At 69.5% G+C, this 16,965-nt stretch carries 16 protein-coding genes; 12 read left to right on the top strand and 4 right to left on the bottom strand.

The window, feature by feature from the left end; all coding sequences use genetic code 11:
• Positions 1 to 118 precede the first annotated feature (118 nt).
• From MWU52_RS11490 to MWU52_RS11545, 12 genes are all read left to right on the top strand, one after another.
• Positions 119 to 1,039, top strand: coding sequence for an ABC transporter ATP-binding protein (locus tag MWU52_RS11490; RefSeq protein WP_246952147.1), 921 nt, complete (start codon positions 119 to 121; stop codon positions 1,037 to 1,039).
• Positions 1,036 to 2,139 (top strand): oligopeptide/dipeptide ABC transporter ATP-binding protein, encoded by a 1,104-nt coding sequence (locus tag MWU52_RS11495; RefSeq protein WP_246952149.1) that lies wholly within the window; start codon positions 1,036 to 1,038, stop codon positions 2,137 to 2,139. The genes MWU52_RS11490 and MWU52_RS11495 overlap by 4 nt, the downstream gene beginning before the upstream one ends.
• Before the next feature lie 3 nt (positions 2,140 to 2,142).
• Complete coding sequence (locus MWU52_RS11500; protein WP_246952151.1) at positions 2,143 to 3,663, top strand: ABC transporter substrate-binding protein; 1,521 nt, start codon at positions 2,143 to 2,145, stop codon at positions 3,661 to 3,663.
• Positions 3,664 to 3,723: 60 nt separating this feature from the next.
• Positions 3,724 to 4,668, top strand: a complete 945-nt coding sequence (locus MWU52_RS11505; RefSeq protein ID WP_246952153.1) for an ABC transporter permease — start codon at positions 3,724 to 3,726, stop codon at positions 4,666 to 4,668.
• A gap of 1 nt (position 4,669) precedes the next feature.
• On the top strand, positions 4,670 to 5,563 hold the full coding sequence (locus MWU52_RS11510; RefSeq protein ID WP_246952156.1) for an ABC transporter permease: 894 nt from the start codon (positions 4,670 to 4,672) through the stop codon (positions 5,561 to 5,563).
• Between the two features lie 12 nt (positions 5,564 to 5,575).
• Positions 5,576 to 7,357, top strand: a complete 1,782-nt coding sequence (locus MWU52_RS11515) for a gamma-glutamyltransferase family protein (RefSeq protein ID WP_246952158.1) — start codon at positions 5,576 to 5,578, stop codon at positions 7,355 to 7,357.
• Positions 7,354 to 8,100 (top strand): DUF1028 domain-containing protein, encoded by a 747-nt coding sequence (locus MWU52_RS11520; protein ID WP_246952160.1) that lies wholly within the window; start codon positions 7,354 to 7,356, stop codon positions 8,098 to 8,100. Before MWU52_RS11515 ends, MWU52_RS11520 begins: the two co-directional genes overlap by 4 nt.
• Entirely contained in the window at positions 8,097 to 8,798 is a 702-nt protein-coding gene (locus tag MWU52_RS11525; RefSeq protein WP_246952162.1) for an FCD domain-containing protein, read from the top strand. Before MWU52_RS11520 ends, MWU52_RS11525 begins: the two co-directional genes overlap by 4 nt.
• Positions 8,799 to 8,920: 122 nt before the next feature.
• Positions 8,921 to 9,691, top strand: coding sequence for an ATP-binding cassette domain-containing protein (locus MWU52_RS11530; RefSeq protein WP_246952165.1), 771 nt, complete (start codon positions 8,921 to 8,923; stop codon positions 9,689 to 9,691).
• A 24-nt stretch (positions 9,692 to 9,715) separates the two neighbouring features.
• Entirely contained in the window at positions 9,716 to 10,699 is a 984-nt protein-coding gene (locus MWU52_RS11535) for an autoinducer 2 ABC transporter substrate-binding protein (RefSeq protein WP_246952167.1), read from the top strand.
• Positions 10,700 to 10,763: 64 nt separating this feature from the next.
• Positions 10,764 to 11,660 carry an ABC transporter permease gene (locus tag MWU52_RS11540; RefSeq protein ID WP_246952873.1) on the top strand — a complete coding sequence of 299 codons (897 nt, stop codon included), beginning with the start codon at positions 10,764 to 10,766 and terminating at the stop codon, positions 11,658 to 11,660.
• A complete protein-coding gene (locus MWU52_RS11545; RefSeq protein ID WP_246952169.1) occupies positions 11,657 to 12,619 on the top strand; it encodes an ABC transporter permease in 963 nt (320 codons plus the stop codon). The genes MWU52_RS11540 and MWU52_RS11545 overlap by 4 nt, the downstream gene beginning before the upstream one ends.
• On the opposite strand, the gene MWU52_RS11550 is transcribed toward MWU52_RS11545, so the two are convergent.
• From MWU52_RS11550 to MWU52_RS11565, 4 genes are read right to left on the bottom strand one after another with little or no spacing between them, the layout of a single operon-like run.
• Positions 12,616 to 13,611: an SIS domain-containing protein gene (locus MWU52_RS11550; protein ID WP_246952171.1), complete on the bottom strand. Its 996-nt coding sequence runs from the start codon at positions 13,609 to 13,611 to the stop codon at positions 12,616 to 12,618. The two genes, MWU52_RS11545 and MWU52_RS11550, sit on opposite strands and share 4 nt — an antisense overlap.
• Before the next feature lie 13 nt (positions 13,612 to 13,624).
• Positions 13,625 to 14,554: a hypothetical protein gene (locus tag MWU52_RS11555; protein WP_246952173.1), complete on the bottom strand. Its 930-nt coding sequence runs from the start codon at positions 14,552 to 14,554 to the stop codon at positions 13,625 to 13,627.
• Positions 14,547 to 15,476, bottom strand: coding sequence for a carbohydrate kinase family protein (locus tag MWU52_RS11560; RefSeq protein ID WP_246952174.1), 930 nt, complete (start codon positions 15,474 to 15,476; stop codon positions 14,547 to 14,549). The genes MWU52_RS11555 and MWU52_RS11560 overlap by 8 nt, the downstream gene beginning before the upstream one ends.
• 1 nt (position 15,477) lies before the next feature.
• The gene (locus MWU52_RS11565) at positions 15,478 to 16,665 is read right to left on the bottom strand and encodes a PfkB family carbohydrate kinase (protein ID WP_246952176.1); all 1,188 of its coding nucleotides are present in this window, start codon (positions 16,663 to 16,665) and stop codon (positions 15,478 to 15,480) included.
• Positions 16,666 to 16,965 lie beyond the last annotated feature (300 nt).

Raw genomic sequence — 16,965 nt, forward strand, 5'->3', positions numbered from 1 at the left:
GGGTGAGGGAAGGCTGGCAGACATCGAGACCGACCTGAATACGAAGAACCAGCCGCTCCTGTCGCTGGAAGGGCTGTCGCTGCGCTTCCGTGGGCAGGCGGCCGATGTGGTGGACGGCGTGTCGCTCGCGGTCGGGCGTGGCGAAGTCCTCGCGGTCGTGGGCGAGAGCGGGTGCGGCAAGAGCGTAACCGCCATGGCGCTGATGGGGCTTCTGCCCAAGGAGGCCGCGCGAATTTCCTCGGGCGCGCTGACGCTGGCGGAGGCGCGGTTCGATCTGAAGAGCGAGACGCTGCCGCGGGCGATGCGCGGCGACCGCATGGCGATGATCTTCCAGGAACCTATGACCTCGCTCAACCCGGTGTTTCGCATCGGGGACCAGATCGCGGAAGTGGTGCTTCGCCATCGCGGCGGCACCCGCGCCGCGGCCATGGACCGCGCGCGCAAGATGCTGGACCGCGTCGGGATCGCAGATCCCGGCCAGCGTCTGAACGAGTATCCGCACCAATCCTCGGGCGGCATGCGACAGCGCGTGATGATCGCGATGGCGCTGGCCAACGACCCCGAGATCCTGATCGCTGACGAGCCGACGACGGCGCTGGACGTCACCATCCAGGCGCAGATCCTCGACCTGATCCGCGACCTGCGCGACGACACCGGCATGGGCACGATCATGATCACCCACGATCTGGGCGTCGTCGCCGAGATCGCGGACACGGTGGCGGTGATGTACGGGGGCCAGGTCGTCGAGCGCGGACCGGTGGTGCGCGTCTTCGACGACCCGCAGCATCCCTATACGATCGGCCTGATGAGCGCGATGCCGCAACTCGACCGACCCGGCGGACGACTGGCCATCGTGCCGGGCACGGTGCCCACGATCGCGACCATGCCCGGGGGCTGCCGGTTCCGCACGCGCTGCGCCTTCGCCACGAAGACCTGCGCGGTGCGGCCCGCGCTGTCACGGACGGGGGCTGGCCACGAGGTCGCGTGCCACTACGCCCCGCTCGAGCACCACGTGTCCGTGGCGGAGGTCGCGACGTGACGGGGGAAATCATCCTCGAGGCGCGGGGCGTCACCAAGCATTTCGGCGGCGGAAGCTGGCTGCAGCCCGCGCCCCTGGTGCGCGCGGTGGATGACGTGTCGCTGCGGGTGCGGCGGGGCGAAACCTTCGCCATCGTGGGCGAAAGCGGTTGCGGAAAGTCCACGCTGGCGCGCGTGCTCATGCGCCTGACCGATCCGACGGATGGCAGCGTCACCTTCGAGGGGCGCGACGTGGGCGGCGCCTCGGGTGCCGATCTGCGCGCGCTGCGCGGCGAGATGCAGTTCATCTTCCAGGACCCGTTCTCCAGTCTCAATCCGCGCATGACCGTCGCGGCGCTCGTGGGGGAGCCGCTGGAAGTTCACGCACCGGGGATGTCGATCCGGGCCCGGCGCGACCGGGTCGCCGAGTTGCTGCGCCAGGTGGGTCTGCGCCCCGAGCATGGCGACCGCTATCCCCACGAGTTCAGCGGCGGTCAGCGGCAGCGTATCGGCATCGCCCGCGCGCTGGCTTCGGGGCCCAAGCTGATCGTGGGGGATGAGCCGGTCTCCGCGCTCGACGTGTCAGTGCAGGCGCAGGTTATCAACCTACTGGGCGATCTGTCGCGCGATCTGGGCCTGACGCTGATCGTGATCGCGCACGACCTGGGCGTGATCCGCCACATGAGCGATCGCGTGGCCGTGATGTATCTGGGCCGCATCGTCGAGAGCGGGACCACCGAAGAGGTCTATGCCAACCCGCGTCATCCTTACACGCAGGCGCTGCTGGCTTCGATCCCTTCGATGGCGGGCCGGACGGCGGACCACCGCGCGACCGTCATGGGCGAGATGCCCAGCCCGTCGGCGCCGCCGCCCGGCTGCCGCTTCCACACCCGCTGTCCGCACGCGCGCGACCGTTGCCGCAACGAGGTGCCCGATCTGGGGGATGACCCGGACGCGCACGGCACCGCCTGTCATTTCTGGCCCGAGATCGCGTTCGAGGCACCGCCTGCGGGCGGCGTGCGCCGGAGCCCCGCCGCCGAGGCGCGCCTTGCGCTGTGGCGCGCGGCGACCGAGGGCGCCCCCGTCACCCACCATCGGCTTATCCCAAGCGAGAGGACCTGACCCATGCCACATCTCAACACAGCCCTGATCGCGGCGCTGCTCGGCGCGACCGCGCTGAGCGCGACGCCCGCGATCGCCAAGGACCTTCGGATCGCGCTGCAATCCGATGCCGACGTGCTGGACCCCGATCAGTCGCGCACCTTCGTGGGGCGGATCGTCTACGCGTCGCTCTGCGACAAGCTGGTGGACATCACCCCCGACCTCGAGATCGTGCCGCAATTGGCCACCTCCTGGAGCACGTCCGAGGACGGCCTGCGCGTCACGATGCAGCTGCGCGAGGACGTGCTGTTCCATGACGGCACCCCCTTTGACGCGGACGCGGTCGCGCGCAACATCGAACGCTCGCAGACCCTCGAGGAATCGCGCCGCAAGTCCGAATTGGCCTCGATCACCGGCACCGAAGTGCTGGGTGAGTACGAGATCGCGCTCGACCTCGCGGGCCCCGACGCCACGCTGATGGCGCAGCTCGCCGACCGCGCCGGCATGATCATGTCGCCCAGCGCATTCGACGAGACGGGCGTCGACTTTGGCCTGAACCCCATTTGCTCGGGTCCGTTCGCCTTCGAAGAGCGCGTCGCGCAGGACCGGATCGTGCTGACGAAGTTCGACGACTACTGGAACGCGGATGCCATCCATTTCGATAGCGTCACCTTCCTTCCCATCCCGGACACGACCGTGCGTCTGGCCAACCTGCAGTCGGGCGATATCGACATGCTGGAGCGCCTGGCCGCCACCGATCTGGCGCAGGCCGAGGCCGATGACGGCATCGTCGTCGATAGCGCGGTGTCGTTGGGCTATCAGGGGATCACGTTCAATCTCGGCAATGGCGAACGAGGCGACAACCCCTGGGGCAACGACGCGCGGCTGCGTCAGGCGCTGAGCTATGCGATCGACCGCGAGGCGATCAACCAGGTCGTGTTCGACGGCGCCTTCGCGCCGGGCAACCAGTCCTTCCCGCCGACCTCGCCGTGGTACAATTCGGACCTGCCGGTCGAGGGTCGCGACGTGGAGCGCGCGCGCGAGTTGCTCGCCGAGGCGGGCTATCCCGACGGCCTCGAGCTGGAGGTGCAGGTCCCCAACACGACCGTGCCGCTGCAACTGATGCAGGTGGTCCAGGCGATGGCCGCCGAGGCGGGGATCGACATCTCGATCGTGTCCAAGGAGTTCGCGACACTGCTGGCCGACCAGTCCGCCGGTGACTACACCGCCAGCCAGGTCGGTTGGTCGGGCCGGGTCGATCCCGACGGGAACAACCACCAGTTCGCCACCACCGACGGGGGCATCAACGACTCGAGGTTTTCCGATCCGCGTGTCGACGAGCTTCTGAACGCAGCCCGTGTCGGCACGACCTTCGAGGCGCGCAAGGCCGCCTATGACGACGCGATGGCGATCATGCTCGAGGAGTTGCCGCGGCTGTTTCTCTACCACCAGACCTGGATCTGGGCCTATGACGACGCGTTGCAGGGCTTCGTGCCCTATCCGGACGGCATGATCCGCCTGGAAGGCGTCACCTGGGAGGAGTGATCCCCGCCCCCCGCGCCGGTCACGGCGCGGGGGTTCCCGTTCCTGCGTTCGGTGTCGCCCATGCTGCTGTTTCTGTTGCGCCGCATCCTGATCGCGGTGCCGACCATCTTCCTGATCTCGATATTCGTGTTCCTGCTGCAGAAGCTGCTGCCGGGCGATCCGCTGCTCGTGTTGGCGGGCGAGGAGCGGGACCCCGAGGTGCTGGAATTCCTGCGCGAGAAGTATCGCCTGAACGATCCGATCTGGCGGCAATACCTCGCCTGGATCGGCAATGCGCTGCAGGGCGATCTGGGCATCTCGCTTCGCACCAATCAGCCGGTGACCGAACTGATGGCCGAAAAGCTGCCGGTTACGATCCAGCTGGCGGTGATGTCGATGATCTTCGCGCTGACCATTGGGATTCCGGCAGGCATCCTGTCGGCGGTCAAGAAGGGCACGGCCACCGACTACGTCGCCAACGTCGTGGCGTTGTCGGGCCTGTCGATCCCGAATTTCTGGCTGGGCATCATGCTGATCCTGCTGGTGTCGGTGAAATGGCAGCTGCTGCCCGCGTCGGGCTACGTGCCGCTCTCGGAAGATTTCGGCCAGTCGATCCGCACCATGATCATGCCGGCCTTCGTGCTGGGCACGGCGTTGGCGGCGACGCTGATGCGGCATACGCGATCTTCCATGCTCTCGGTGCTCTCGGCCGATTACGTCCGCACCGCGCGGGCCAAGGGCCTGACCGAGCGGGTGGTCGTGCTGCGCCATGCGTTCCGCAACGCGCTGACGCCGATCGTGACGTTGACGGCGCTCCTCTTCGGAGAGCTGGTGGCGGGCGCGGTCCTGACCGAGCAGATCTTCACCATCCCGGGCTTCGGCAAGCTGGTGGTCGATGCGGTGTTCAACCGCGACTACGCCGTGGTCCAGGGCATCGTGCTGGTGACGGCGGTGGGGTTCATCGCGATGAACCTTGTGGCCGACATGCTCTATTTCGTGCTCAACCCGCGCCTGAGGGGGCAATGACATGACCGATGCCGCCACGCCCTCCACGATCACCGGCGCGACCGATCCCGTCCTCGCCGCCAAACCCGAGAACCGCGTCTGGAAGAAGTTCCGCCGCCACCGAAGCGCGCTGTTCGGCGGCGGCCTGGTGGTGTTCTTCGTTGCCATCGCGCTGCTGGCGCCGATTTTGCCGATCCCGGACCCGGCGGCAACCGATTGGTCCGCCGTCCGCCAGGCGCCCGGCTGGGATCACTGGATGGGGACCGACGAGATCGGGCGCGACGTGATGTCCCGCATGATCTGGGGCGCACAGGCGTCGCTGCTGGCCGGTGTGGTGTCGGTGGGCATCGCGGTGATGCTGGGGGTGCCGCTGGGCCTTGTGGCAGGGTATTTCGGCGGTTGGACGGATGCCGTCATCTCGCGTTGCACCGAGGCGCTCCTGGCGGCGCCGTTCCTCATCCTCGCCATTGCGCTGGCGGCGTTCCTCGGGCCGTCCCTGACGAATGCGATGATCGCCATCGGCATATCGGCCACGCCGATCTTTATCCGGCTGACCCGCGGGCAGGTTATCGCCGTCGCCTCCGAGGACTATGTCGAGAGCGCGCGGGCCATCGGGCTGCCCGTGCCGCGTATCCTGTCGCGCTACATCCTGCCCAACGTCCTGCCGCCGATCCTGGTGCAGGCGACGCTGACCATCGCGACGGCCATCATCGCCGAGGCGTCGCTGTCCTTCCTGGGCTTGGGGCAACAACCGCCGGCGCCGTCCTGGGGGTCGATGCTGAACACGGCCAAGAACTTTCTCAACCAGGCGCCGTGGATGGCACTCTGGCCCGGCGTCTCAATCTTCTTCGTCGTACTGGGATTCAACCTTCTGGGCGACGGGCTGCGCGATGCGCTAGACCCGCGCGAACATTGAACCGAGGCAAGGATGAGCGATTTCACCACCCGACCCGAGATACGCGGCACGTTCGGCGTCGCTACGTCGACGCACTGGATCGCCTCGGCCGTGGGCATGGGCATCCTAGAGCGCGGGGGCAACGCCTTCGACGCCGCCGTGGCCACGGCCCTGACGCTGCAGGTCGTCGAGCCCCATCTCAACGGCCCGGCAGGCGACATGCCCGCGATCTTCCATTCCGCCAAAACGGGGCGGACCGAGGTGCTCTGCGCGCAGGGGCCCGCCCCCGCGGCCGCCACGATCGAGCATTACCGTGCCGAAGGGTTGTCGCTGATCCCCGGATCGGGCCTTCTGGCAACGGTCGTGCCCGGCGCGTTCGACGGCTGGATGCTGATGCTGCGCGATCACGGCATCATGGAGATCTCGGACGTGATGCGCCCGGCCATCGACTACGCGCGCGACGGGCATCCCGTGCTGCCGCGCGTGGCGAACACGATCCAGGGGCTTGCCGGTTTCTTCGCGGAACACTGGCCCAGCTCGGCCGAAGTCTGGACCCCCGGCGGCGCGGTGCCCGAACCCCACGCCCTGTTCCGCAACCCCGACCTCGCGGCAACCTACGACCGTCTCGCATCCTCGGACGGCGACACCCGCGAGGCCCGCATCGACGAGGCGCGGCGGCAATGGCGTGAAGGGTTCGTGGCCGAGGCGATCTTCGACTATCTCGCGGATGCCGAGGTCCTGGATGTCTCCGACGCGAAACACCGGGCTGTCCTTGCCCCGGCCGACATGGCCGACTGGCGCGCCACCTACGAGGAGACGCTGACGCTCGAGTATCACGGCTGGACCGTCCACAAGACGCAGGCCTGGTCGCAGGGGCCGGTCCTGTTGCAGGCGCTGGCTATCCTGCGGGGCGTCGATCTCGGGGCGATGGACCCCAACGGCGCCGAGTTCGTCCACACCGTGATCGAGGCCGTCAAGCTCGCCTATGCCGACCGCGAGACCTACTATGGCGATCCCGACCACAGCAACATCCCGATGGATGAACTTCTGTCGGAAGATTACGCCGCCGCGCGCCGCGCCCTGATCGGGACGCAGGCCTCGACGGAGCAGCGGCCCGGCCGTATCCCCGGCTTCGAGGCGCAGGCGGATGCCTATCTCGACCGTGCGACCCGCGATTTCGGCGTGGGCCGCGTGGCCGCCCAGGAACCCACCATGTCGCACCTCACCGAAAAGCGCGGCGATACGGTCCATCTCGACATCATCGACCGCTGGGGCAACATGGTCGCCTCGACGCCTTCGGGCGGGTGGCTGCAGTCGAACCCGGTGATCCCCGGTCTCGGATTTCCGTTGAACTCGCGCGCGCAGATGTTCTGGCTGGACGAGGGGCTGCCCACTTCGTTGGCCCCGGGCCGCCGCCCGCGCACGACGCTGACGCCCAGCCTTGCCGAGAAGGACGGCCGGCGCCTCGTGTTCGGAACCCCCGGCGGCGACCAGCAGGACCAATGGCAGCTGATCTGGTTCCTCCGCTTTGTCCATCATGGGCTGGGCCTGCAGGAGGGGATGGATCAGCCGCTCTTCCATTCGATGCATTTTCAGGGCTCGTTCTTCCCGCGCGAAGTGCGCCCCGGCGAGATGATGATCGAGCCGGCCGTGGGCGAGGCGGTCATCGACGAGCTGCGTGCACGGGGCCATATCGTCACCGTGGCCGAGCCGTGGACCGTCGGCCGCCTGACGGCCGCCCTGCGCGAGGCGGACGGCACCCTTCGCGCCGCCGCGACGCCCCGGTTGATGCAAGCCTATGCGGTGGGCCGATGACCTTCTCCCTGATCGGACGCGACGACGACGGTGCCATCGGCCTGATCGTCGCCAGCAAGTTCTTCGCCTGCGGCGCCGTCGTCCCTTGCCTCTCGGGGCGGGTCGCGGTGGCCTCCCAGGCGTTCTGCAATCCGGTCTGGGGCACCGAAGGCCGCGCGCGGATGGAGGCCGGCGAGGGGGCCGAGGCCGTGCTGGCCGACCTCGTGGCCCGCGACGAGGGCCGGGCGATCCGGCAGGCCCATCTGATGGATGCCGAAGGCCGCTTCGCCGCCCATACCGGTGCCGACTGCGTCGACTGGGCCGGCCACCTCATCCGCGAGGATCATTCCGTGGCGGGCAACATGCTGACCGGTCCGAACGTGATCGAAGCGACCTCCGAGGCGTATGCGGCCGGCGGGGGCAAGCCTTTCCCCGAACGGCTGCTGTTCGCGATGCGCGCGGGCGAAGCGGCGGGCGGCGACAGGCGGGGACGCCAGGCGGCGGGCCTCACGATCCATCGGGGGGAGGCGCATGCCTGGCTGGACCTGCGCGCGGACGACGACGCCGACCCACTGTCCGAGCTGGGACGCCTATGGGACGTGGCGCAGGAGCGTTACGTACCGTTCTCCGAGGGCATGCCGACGGAGGATCGCTTTTCCGGCCACCCGATCCGCGAGGGCATCGACGCGGCCATCGCCGCCGCGGAGGCGCGGCGAAAGGCCGAGGGCCGGCCCAGCCGGTCGCGAGCGGTCGAGTACGAGTGAAGGACGGCGGCGACAGCACGGAGGCCGGCCTACGCGCCCGCCTGCTGGAGCTGATCGCCTCCGGCGGAGGCCTGGGCGAAGGCGGGCGTCTGCCCACCGAACGGGAGTTGGCGGAGCGGTTTGGCGTGGGCCGCCGCTCGGTGCGCCACGCGCTCGACACGCTGGAAGACGAGGGCCTCGTCTGGCGGCAGCAGGGCCGCGGGACCTTCGCCGGCCAGCCCGACGATCCGCTGAGCGATCTGGCGGCCGCCGTCATGACCGAGACGAACGCGCTCGAGGTGATGGAGGCGCGGTTGTGCATCGAGCCGGAGCTGGCCGCCCTCTGCGCGCAGCGCATGCAGCCGGGCGAGACGCTTCGCCTGCGCGCGCTGGCACAGCGGCGGCTGGAGGCCGACGACGCGGCGGCGATCGAGCTCTGGGACGGGTCGCTGCATCGCCTCATCGCGCGATGCGCCCGCAACCGGCCGCTGCTGACGGCGTTCTCGTTGCTGGATCGCATTCGCTCCGACCCCGATTGGATCGCCTTGCGCGCGCGCGGGCGGGATGAGGCCTCGATGCGGGCCTCCCATGCCGAACACATGACCATCATCGCCGCCATCGAGGCGCGCGATGCGGACGGCGCCCGCGCGGCGATGCGCGCGCATCTCGACACCCGGGCCGGTGCGCTGCGCAGCGGCGGGGCGCCGACCGGGGCCTGACATCCACCTGACGCTTCGGACCGTCGCCATGAGAAAATCGTTGACAAACACATCTCGGACTCACGACGATCAAGGCTAGTGAAACGTTTCAAACCCGGACGGGGGGCCAGGTTGCAGCCGTGATGCCGAAACTGTCCATGCGGGGTATCGTCAAGCGGTTCGGCGGTGTCGTCGCACTGGACGGCGTCGACTTCGACGTCCGGCCCGGTGAAGTCATGGCGCTCGTGGGGGACAACGGCGCAGGCAAGTCGACCCTCATCAAGACCTTGGCCGGCGCACACATGCCCGACGAGGGCGTGATCGAGATCGACGGCGCCCCCGTGCGGTTCACCTCGCCGCAGGACGCCTGGACGCGGGGCGTCGCCACCATCTTCCAGGAGCTTGCGCTGGCGGGAAAGATGACCATAGCCGACAATATCTTCCTAGGGCGGGAAATCACGCGCCGCATCGCGGGGGTGGAATTCCTCGACCGTCGCGCCATGCGCGACCGGGCGCATGCGCTGCTCAACGAACTCGACGTCGTGGTCCCCGACATCCACACTTGGGTCGAACATCTCTCCGGCGGGCAGCGGCAAGGCGTGGCCATCGCCCGCGCCCTCAATATCGACGCCGAGGTCATCATCATGGACGAACCGACCGCCGCGCTGGCCGTGGCGGAGGTCCGCAAGGTGCTGAACTTCGTCCGTACGCTGCGCGAGCAGGGCAAGTCCGTGATCCTGATCTCACACAACGTAGGCGACGTCCTAGAGGTCTCGGACCGCATTACCGTGCTCCGGCGCGGGCGGAGGACGGGGCTTCTGGAGACCGCGCGCACCACCCCAGAAGAGGTGGTGGCCCATATCACCGGCGCGGTGGTGAGCGAAGAGCGGGTCGAACCGGCCCCCTCCCCCTGAACCAGACCCAACAGGAGAGAGACCATGTCACTGAGAGCAACCATCGCGGGCGGCGTCGCCCTGACCCTGGCGGCCCTGCCGGTCGCCGCACAGGACGATACGACCCAGATCGCCTTCATCCCGCAGATCGCGGGCATTCCCTACTACATCGCCATGGAGGAGGGCGCCCAGCGCGCCGCCGAGGCTCTGGGCGTGGAATACGTGCAGGAAGGTCCGACCAGCACCAACGCCGCCGATCAGCTCCGGATCTTCGAAAGCTTCGTCAACCAGGGTTTCGACGTGATCGCCATCTCGCCGCTGGACGAGGAGACGCTGAAGCCCGCCATCTCCCGCGCCATCGAGGCGGGGATCGTCGTGCTGACTTCCGACGCCGACGCGCCCGGCAGCGACCGGCAGTTCTTCGTGGCCCAGGCGCTGGACCAGGATCTGGGCGAGACGCTGCTGAACGAGGCCGCGGACCGCATCGGCGAGAGCGGCAAGATCGCCATCGTCTCCGATTCACCCACGATCTCCTCGATGCAGAACTGGATCGCCGCGATCGAGGCGCGCGCCGCCGAGGCCTATCCCGACATCGAGATCGTATCGGTCGATCATACCGACGGTACGGCGCAGCGCGCCTATCAGTTCGCCACCGACGCCATGACACGCAACCCCGATCTCAAGGCGGTTCTCGGCATGGCGTCCACCACCTGCCCCGGCATCGCGCAGGCGGTCGAGGCGGCGGGCATGACGGGCGAGGTCCTGACCGCGGGCTTCTGTTCGCCCAACACCGCCCGCGACTACATCAAGTCGGGCGCGATGCCGTTCTCGGTGCTGTGGAACCCGGCCGATCTGGGCTACCTTACCGTCTGGGTCGGCAACCAGCTGGCCTCGGGCGGCACCATCGACGGCGACCTGACGGTCGAGGGGCTGGACGATCCCGTCCGCTTCCTGCCCGAGAACGACATCATCCTGCTGGGGCCGCCGGCGGTCTTCACCGCCGAGAACGTCGACGAATTTGACTTCTGAGGTCGCCCCCACGTCGAAGCGCCCCTCCCGCCCGGTTCGCATCGGGCGAGAGGGGCTCTTGCTGGTGGCGCTGGTCGTGCTGATCGCGGTCTTCGCCAGCCAGTCCGAATTCTTCCTGACCGAACGCAACCTGACGACGATCCTGCGAAACTCCGTCGATCTGGCGGTGATCTGCGCGGGCATGACCATCGTCATCATCCTGGGCGGAATCGACGTCAGCGTGGGGGGCATCCTCGCGGTGTCGGCGGTCCTGATCGGACGCGCCTACCAGATGGGGATGCCGGACTGGATCGTGGTGCCCGTGGGCCTCGCGGCGGGCGCCGCGCTGGGGGCGATGAACGGCGCGGTGATCGCGCGCACCCGGGTGCCGCCCATCGTGGCGACGCTGGGCACGATGTATATCTTCATCGCCGTCCTGTTCCTCGTGATCGGGGGCGTCTGGATCAGCGGCCTGCCCAACACCCTGTCGTTCCTGGTGCTGGGCGACGTGTTCGGCGTCCCGTCGGGGGTATTCATCATCGCGGGCGTCTACCTTGTGGCATGGGCGTTGCTTCGGCGGATGCCCTGGGGACAGCGGGTCGTGGCGATCGGCTGCGACGAGGGCGCGGCCCGTCTGGTCGGGATCCGCGTGGACCGCACCAAGATCGAGGCGTACGCGCTGCTCGGCCTTTTCGCGGGCCTGGCCGCCATCCTTTATGTCGCGCGTCTGCGCAACGTCGAGGTCAATATCGGCACCAACATCGCACTCGAAGCCATAGCCGCCACCATCCTGGGCGGCGCAAACATCCGCGGCGGCACAGGGTCGCTGCTGGGCGCGCTGATGGGCGTTGTCTTCATCAAGATGACCCAGAACGGCCTCGTCCAGATCGGCGTCTCGTCCCTGTGGGAAACCGTCGTCATCGGCGGCCTTCTGATCGTCGTACTGGTGCTGGACGCCATCGAGGAAAGGCGCGCCGGATGAGCGACCCTCTGAACCAGCGCCTTCTGTTCCTCGCCGGCCTTCTCGTCGCCGTCGCGGCCCTGGGCTCCGTGTTGTCGCCGTCCTTCCTTCAGGCTTCGACGGTGGGATACCTGCTGCAATACGTCCCCGTCCTGGGCGTTCTGGGCCTTGCACAGACCCTTGTCATGCTGTCAGGCGGGCCGGGGATCGACCTGTCCATCGGCGCGATCATGTCGCTCGTCGGGCTGGCCATCGCGGCGATGTTCGGCGCGGGCGTTCCGTTGTTGCTGGCCTGCCTGCTGGGCCTCGGGCTCGGCACGATCCTGGGCGCGGTGAACGCCGTGCTGGTTTGCGTGCTGGGCGTGCCGTCTCTCATGGGCACGTTGGCCACCTTCTTCGCCTATTCCGGGCTGGCGCTGGCCCTGACCGGCGGCGCGCCCATCGGCGGCATTCCCGACTGGTTCGGTACGCTGGCGCAGGGTCGGCTGATCGGCGTGCCGATCCACGTCTGGGCGGTGTTCATCCCGCTGGCGATCGCGCTGCATGTCCTGTTGTCGCACACCCGCACCGGGAGTCACATCTACGCTGCCGGAAACGACGAACGCGCGGCCTTCCTGTCGGGCGTCGCGGTCTGGCGGCTCCGATTCGGCCTGTATTGCCTTAGCGGGGCCATCGCGGGGCTTGCCGCGATCATGACCCTGTCCTGGTTCCAGGCCGCCCGTCCCGACGCGGGCGAGGGGATGGAGCTGCTTTCCGTGACCATCGCCGTGCTGGGCGGAGCGCATATCTTCGGCGGAATCGGGCGCATTTCCGGCACGGTACTGGCGATCCTGATCATCACGACGCTTCAGGTGGCACTGCAACTGGCGAACATATCCCAGGCGTGGCAGCTCGCCGCCATCGGTATCCTGCTCATCGGCAGCGTCGTCGCCGACAATGCCGTGGGCGACCGACTGCGCGCGCGCGCCCGACGCGCCTAGCCCTGCCAGCCGAACCAGTCGCGCTGCACCTCGGCCGCCGCCGTCCCCCGCCCGGGGTCGGTCACGTCCAGATCCAGCCGCTCGGCCACGGCGAGGCACAGCGCCTGACAGGCCAGCCCGGCGTCGAGCGCGGCCAGGAGCGGGTGGCCGTCGTCGAAGCCGGCCGCCCCCACCGTCACGCCCAGCCGCTCCAACCCGTGGCGCAGCGCCAGCGTCCGCGCATCGCCAGGGCCGCCATCGCCGCACAGCATGACGTGATCCCCCGGGCGCAGCATGAATTGGGCGCCATGGGCCACGTTCTCGCCCTCGAACGCCCAGGCGGGCAGGCCGCCGGCCTCGTGCATCTTGGCCGCCCCGTATTCCGCCGAGCCGAGCGCCGCGCCGCAGCCCAGGAAGACGAAGCGCGGCGCATCCGGCAGCCCCGCCGCCACTGCCCGCGCCGTGTCCAGGTGGGCGGACGTGCGCGCCGCGATTATCGTGCCGATGGCATCCGCATCCAAATCGCCCGCGAGCGCCGCGAGCGCGAGCACCGTCACGTGGTAGTCCAGCCCATGGGGGATTGCCCGGCTGATCGGTTCGTAGTCCAGTGGCAGCACCGCGTCCGCCACCTGCGCCAGTGCGCTGTCGGACTTCATCGTCACCGCCAGCGTCCGCGCGCCCGTCCGGGCGGCGGCCTGCACCGCGTCGACCGTGCGCCGGGTCGAACCGGAGATGGAGATCCCCACGACGAGGTCGCGTGCCGTAATCGGCGCATCCCATAGCATTTCCGCTGCGCTGGCAGGCCGGAGGTCGAGGCCCTGCCCCCGCCACAACCGCGCCACCGCGCGCGCCGCGAACAAGCTGTCGCCGCAGCCGCCAGACCAGACGGTCGTGCCGGGCGCGGGGCGCAGATCGCGCACGGCTCCGGTCAGGCGGGCGGCGATGGCGGGCAGAAGCTCCGGCTGCGCGTCCAGTTCGCGCTGCATCAAGGCATGGCTTTCCGTCGGGGTCATGGGCGGCTCCGGGTCAGGCATCGGGGCACAGGGCGGCCAGACCGTCGGGCGCCACCGGCCCGCGCTCCGTCAGGATCGAGGTGATCAGGGCGGGCGGCACGACTTCCAGTTCCGGCGCCTCGGTCGAGGCAACCTCGCCCGCGCGCAGCAGACCGTCGTAGCGGCGCGCCGCGGGCGACGGCAGGTCGGTGGCGTCCCGGTCGCCCACCTTGAACAGGTCCGCCGCCCCATGCACCGCCACGCCATGCGCCCGCGCCGTCCGCGCGGTCATGATCGAGCCGATCGTGTTCACGATGCCGCCGTCCCGCGACACGCTTTCCGCGCCCAGCAGCACCGCATCCGACCGGGCCATCGCATGGTCGATGGCCGCATCCGGCAGGAACAGGATCGGCACGTCCAGATCGGCCAGCGCGGTCATGTAGCGGCGCCCCCCGTCGATGGCGCGGCTTTCGGGAATGACGATCCGGTCCAGCCGCGCGGCAGAGGCGCGCACAAGATCGGCCACGGTACTGGAATAGTCGAAGATCAACGGTGCGCGCATCCCGGACAGCGCCCGTGCCCCGGCCGCAATCAGATCGCGGCGGCGGGTGGCGGCGGCCACGTCCCATTCGGCGGCCCGTGTGCGCAGCAGGTTGGCGGCGGCGGACGGGTTCATCCCATCCGCGCCCGCGATCTGCCACGACAGGGCGTTCGCCACGATAGGTGCCCCCTGCCCCCGCGTCTCCGCGATGAACCGCGCCAGCGAAAGTGCCTCGTCCCGCGCGGTCGCCCGCTCCATCGCGGCCAGCCGCGCCACCAGAGGTAGCGCCAGCGCGACATGGTTCGACGCGCCCAGCGTCCCCTCGTCGACGATATCCAGTAGCCCCTGCATCGTCTCCGCGTCGGGTGCGGGATGGCCCCGCGCCTGCGCCTGCGCGACGTAGTCGAACCGTCTGTCAGGCATCCCGCACCCCGTCCACATCGAGAAACGCCGCCATCTCGGCGGCGGTGGGCGCGCCTGCCTGCGCGCCGTAAGCCCGCGTGGAAAGGGCCGCCGCCGCGTTGGCCCGGCACAGGGCCGTGGCGTCGTCCGCGCCGTCCAGCATCGCCGACAGGAACGCACCCGCGAAGGCGTCGCCCGCGCCGGACGTATCTGTCACGGGGACGCGGTGGCCCGGGATCTGCGTGCGGGTGCCGCTCCGCTCCAGCATGGCGCCCTGGCGCCCGCGCGTCGTAATCACGGCCCGCCCCTCGGAGGTCAGCGGGCCCAGCACCGGCTCCACCGCCGCGCGGCTCCGGTCGCTGACGAACAACAGGTCGACGCTCGCCAGCAGGTCCGCCAGCGCGCCGCCCCCCTGCGGCAGGTCGGCAGGCAGGTCTGCGGCCTCGAGGTCCAGCGACAGCGTGGCCCCCGCAGCCCGCGCCATCGCCGCGACCGCCAGACCCGGATCGGCCCGCGCCACCGTCAGGTGGACATGGGCCACGCCCGCGAAAGCCGCTGCCATGATCTCGTCGGCGCGCGGCAGGAAGGCCGGGCTCATCACCTTGACCAGCGACTTCTCCCCCTCGTCGTCCACGAGGATCACGCAGAAGAACGTCGCCTCGCCGTGCCGCGTTGCCACATGGCTCAGATCCAGACCCTCGGACGTCAGCGCCGCCAGCGCTTCGCGTCCCAACGCGTCGTCGCCCACCGCCCCCAGAAGCCGCGTCCGCGTGCCAAGCCGCCGCGCGGCCACCGCAACGTTCGCGGCCATACCGCCGGGCGTCTGGGCGATCCGCCGCCCGTCCACCTTACCGTCGCGCGACGGCGGGGCCGGCACGCGTACGATCAGGTCCATGTCGATGTCGCCCACGCACAGGAGGCGGGCCGTCGCGTCCGCATCCATCCTAGACCCCCGCCGCGGCAGCCGCCGAAGCCCGCGTGCCCGTCAACGCCCCCTGCGCGCCCATCGTGGCGAGCGAGGCGCTGGCGCCCCGAACCGCCCGCGACAATGCGTCCTCCCCCATGTCCCCTGCCAGCCAGCCGGCGAGAAAAAGCCCCGTGAACGCGTCACCTGCCCCCGTCGCATCCACGACCTCCACCGGCGGGGCCGGACAATTCACCGGCGCCGCGCCGGGCCGAAGCAGCGTGGCCCCCTCCGCGCCCCGCGTCAGCACCAGCATCCCGCAGCAGGGATGGCCACCAGGCGGGCCGAAGGCGCGGCCGGGGTCGGCGGCGAGGTCGGGGGCGCGGGCGGTCATGGCCTCGAAGCTCTCACGGTTGAGCATCAGCACGTCGCAGAACCCCATCAAGGCGCGCAGCCCGTCAAGCGTCAGCCAGTCCGACGACAGCCCCGCCGAATGAACCGAGATACGGTGCCCCGCCGCGCGGAGCGATGGCTCCGCAGATTGCGCGATGTCGGCGTGGAACCCGTCGAAATGCACCACGACGGGCAACTCGCCGGGGGGGCGGCGGGCCAGATGGTCGACCAGCGTGTCGGCGCGGACCTGAAAAGGTTCGTTGATGATGGTGCGGCGGCCGCCCGGCTCCACCATGACGATACACCGCGAAAGGCGCGTCCCCGGCGCCTGCAGCGCGCCGCTCGGGTCGACGCCCCGTTCGGACAGCTGCTCCAGCGCCCAAAGGCTGTCGTCGTCGCGCCCGAGCTGGGTGACCATCTCGACGCCGATGCGTGCGGGGGGGTCTCCGGCTGCGGCGAAGGCGGCGACGTTCGCCGCGGGCCCGCCCAGCATCTTGGTAATGCCGTCGGAGGTGACGCGCTCGCCGGACTGGGGCGCGTTGCCCAGCATCACCATGTAGTCGATGGAAATGTATCCCACCGAGATCAGCCGTGGCAGGTCGGCCCGGGCCGGACGCCCGGGGACGGCGCGCCGCGAGATCAGGGAGCGTGCCATCGTGTTGGGCCGATATCCCAGGTCATCCGCCGCACAAGTCACCGCGCGCCGCGTGCCGTCAGACACGGCCTTGCTGCCATTGAGAACATGGGAAACGGTGCCCACGGACACGCCGGCCCGGCGGGCCACGTCCCGTATCGTGACGCGACGGGCGAACGGTTTGGGATCCGGTTCTGTCATGCCCAGCAAGCACCATGGCCTTTCGCGGACGCCACCCGTCCATCCGGTGAAACGGTTCACCAATCACGGGCCCATGTCAACGCCGCCGCGGCGCCTCGCAGGCTGGCCACCGTTGATGGCCGTGACGGCATCAGTTCCACGGCAATGGAGGGCGTCATCCTTCGTGCCAGGGCGTACCGGGGTCGGCGCCCTGAGGTGCGTGGTCGCCGCTGCCTCGTTCCCACCTCCGGAATACGTAGTCTTGCTTCCAAACGGGGGCATCGCCACGCCGCAATGCATCCATCTGGCCGCGACCTGCGT

The organism is Jannaschia sp. S6380 (assembly GCF_023015695.1).
Taxonomy (GTDB): domain Bacteria; phylum Pseudomonadota; class Alphaproteobacteria; order Rhodobacterales; family Rhodobacteraceae; genus Jannaschia.

Bases quoted from the DNA above. Each gene is read 5' to 3' on its own strand.
- MWU52_RS11500 (WP_246952151.1), top strand. From the start codon at position 2,143: ATGCCACATCTCAACACAGCCCTGATCGCGGCGCTGCTCGGCGCGACC.
- MWU52_RS11505 (WP_246952153.1), top strand. From the start codon at position 3,724: ATGCTGCTGTTTCTGTTGCGCCGCATCCTGATCGCGGTGCCGACCATC.
- MWU52_RS11510 (WP_246952156.1), top strand. From the start codon at position 4,670: ATGACCGATGCCGCCACGCCCTCCACGATCACCGGCGCGACCGATCCC.
- MWU52_RS11515 (WP_246952158.1), top strand. From the start codon at position 5,576: ATGAGCGATTTCACCACCCGACCCGAGATACGCGGCACGTTCGGCGTC.
- MWU52_RS11520 (WP_246952160.1), top strand. From the start codon at position 7,354: ATGACCTTCTCCCTGATCGGACGCGACGACGACGGTGCCATCGGCCTG.
- MWU52_RS11530 (WP_246952165.1), top strand. From the start codon at position 8,921: ATGCCGAAACTGTCCATGCGGGGTATCGTCAAGCGGTTCGGCGGTGTC.
- MWU52_RS11535 (WP_246952167.1), top strand. From the start codon at position 9,716: ATGTCACTGAGAGCAACCATCGCGGGCGGCGTCGCCCTGACCCTGGCG.
- MWU52_RS11545 (WP_246952169.1), top strand. From the start codon at position 11,657: ATGAGCGACCCTCTGAACCAGCGCCTTCTGTTCCTCGCCGGCCTTCTC.
- MWU52_RS11550 (WP_246952171.1), bottom strand. From the start codon at position 13,611: ATGACCCCGACGGAAAGCCATGCCTTGATGCAGCGCGAACTGGACGCG.
- MWU52_RS11555 (WP_246952173.1), bottom strand. From the start codon at position 14,554: ATGCCTGACAGACGGTTCGACTACGTCGCGCAGGCGCAGGCGCGGGGC.
- MWU52_RS11560 (WP_246952174.1), bottom strand. From the start codon at position 15,476: ATGGATGCGGACGCGACGGCCCGCCTCCTGTGCGTGGGCGACATCGAC.
- MWU52_RS11565 (WP_246952176.1), bottom strand. From the start codon at position 16,665: ATGACAGAACCGGATCCCAAACCGTTCGCCCGTCGCGTCACGATACGG.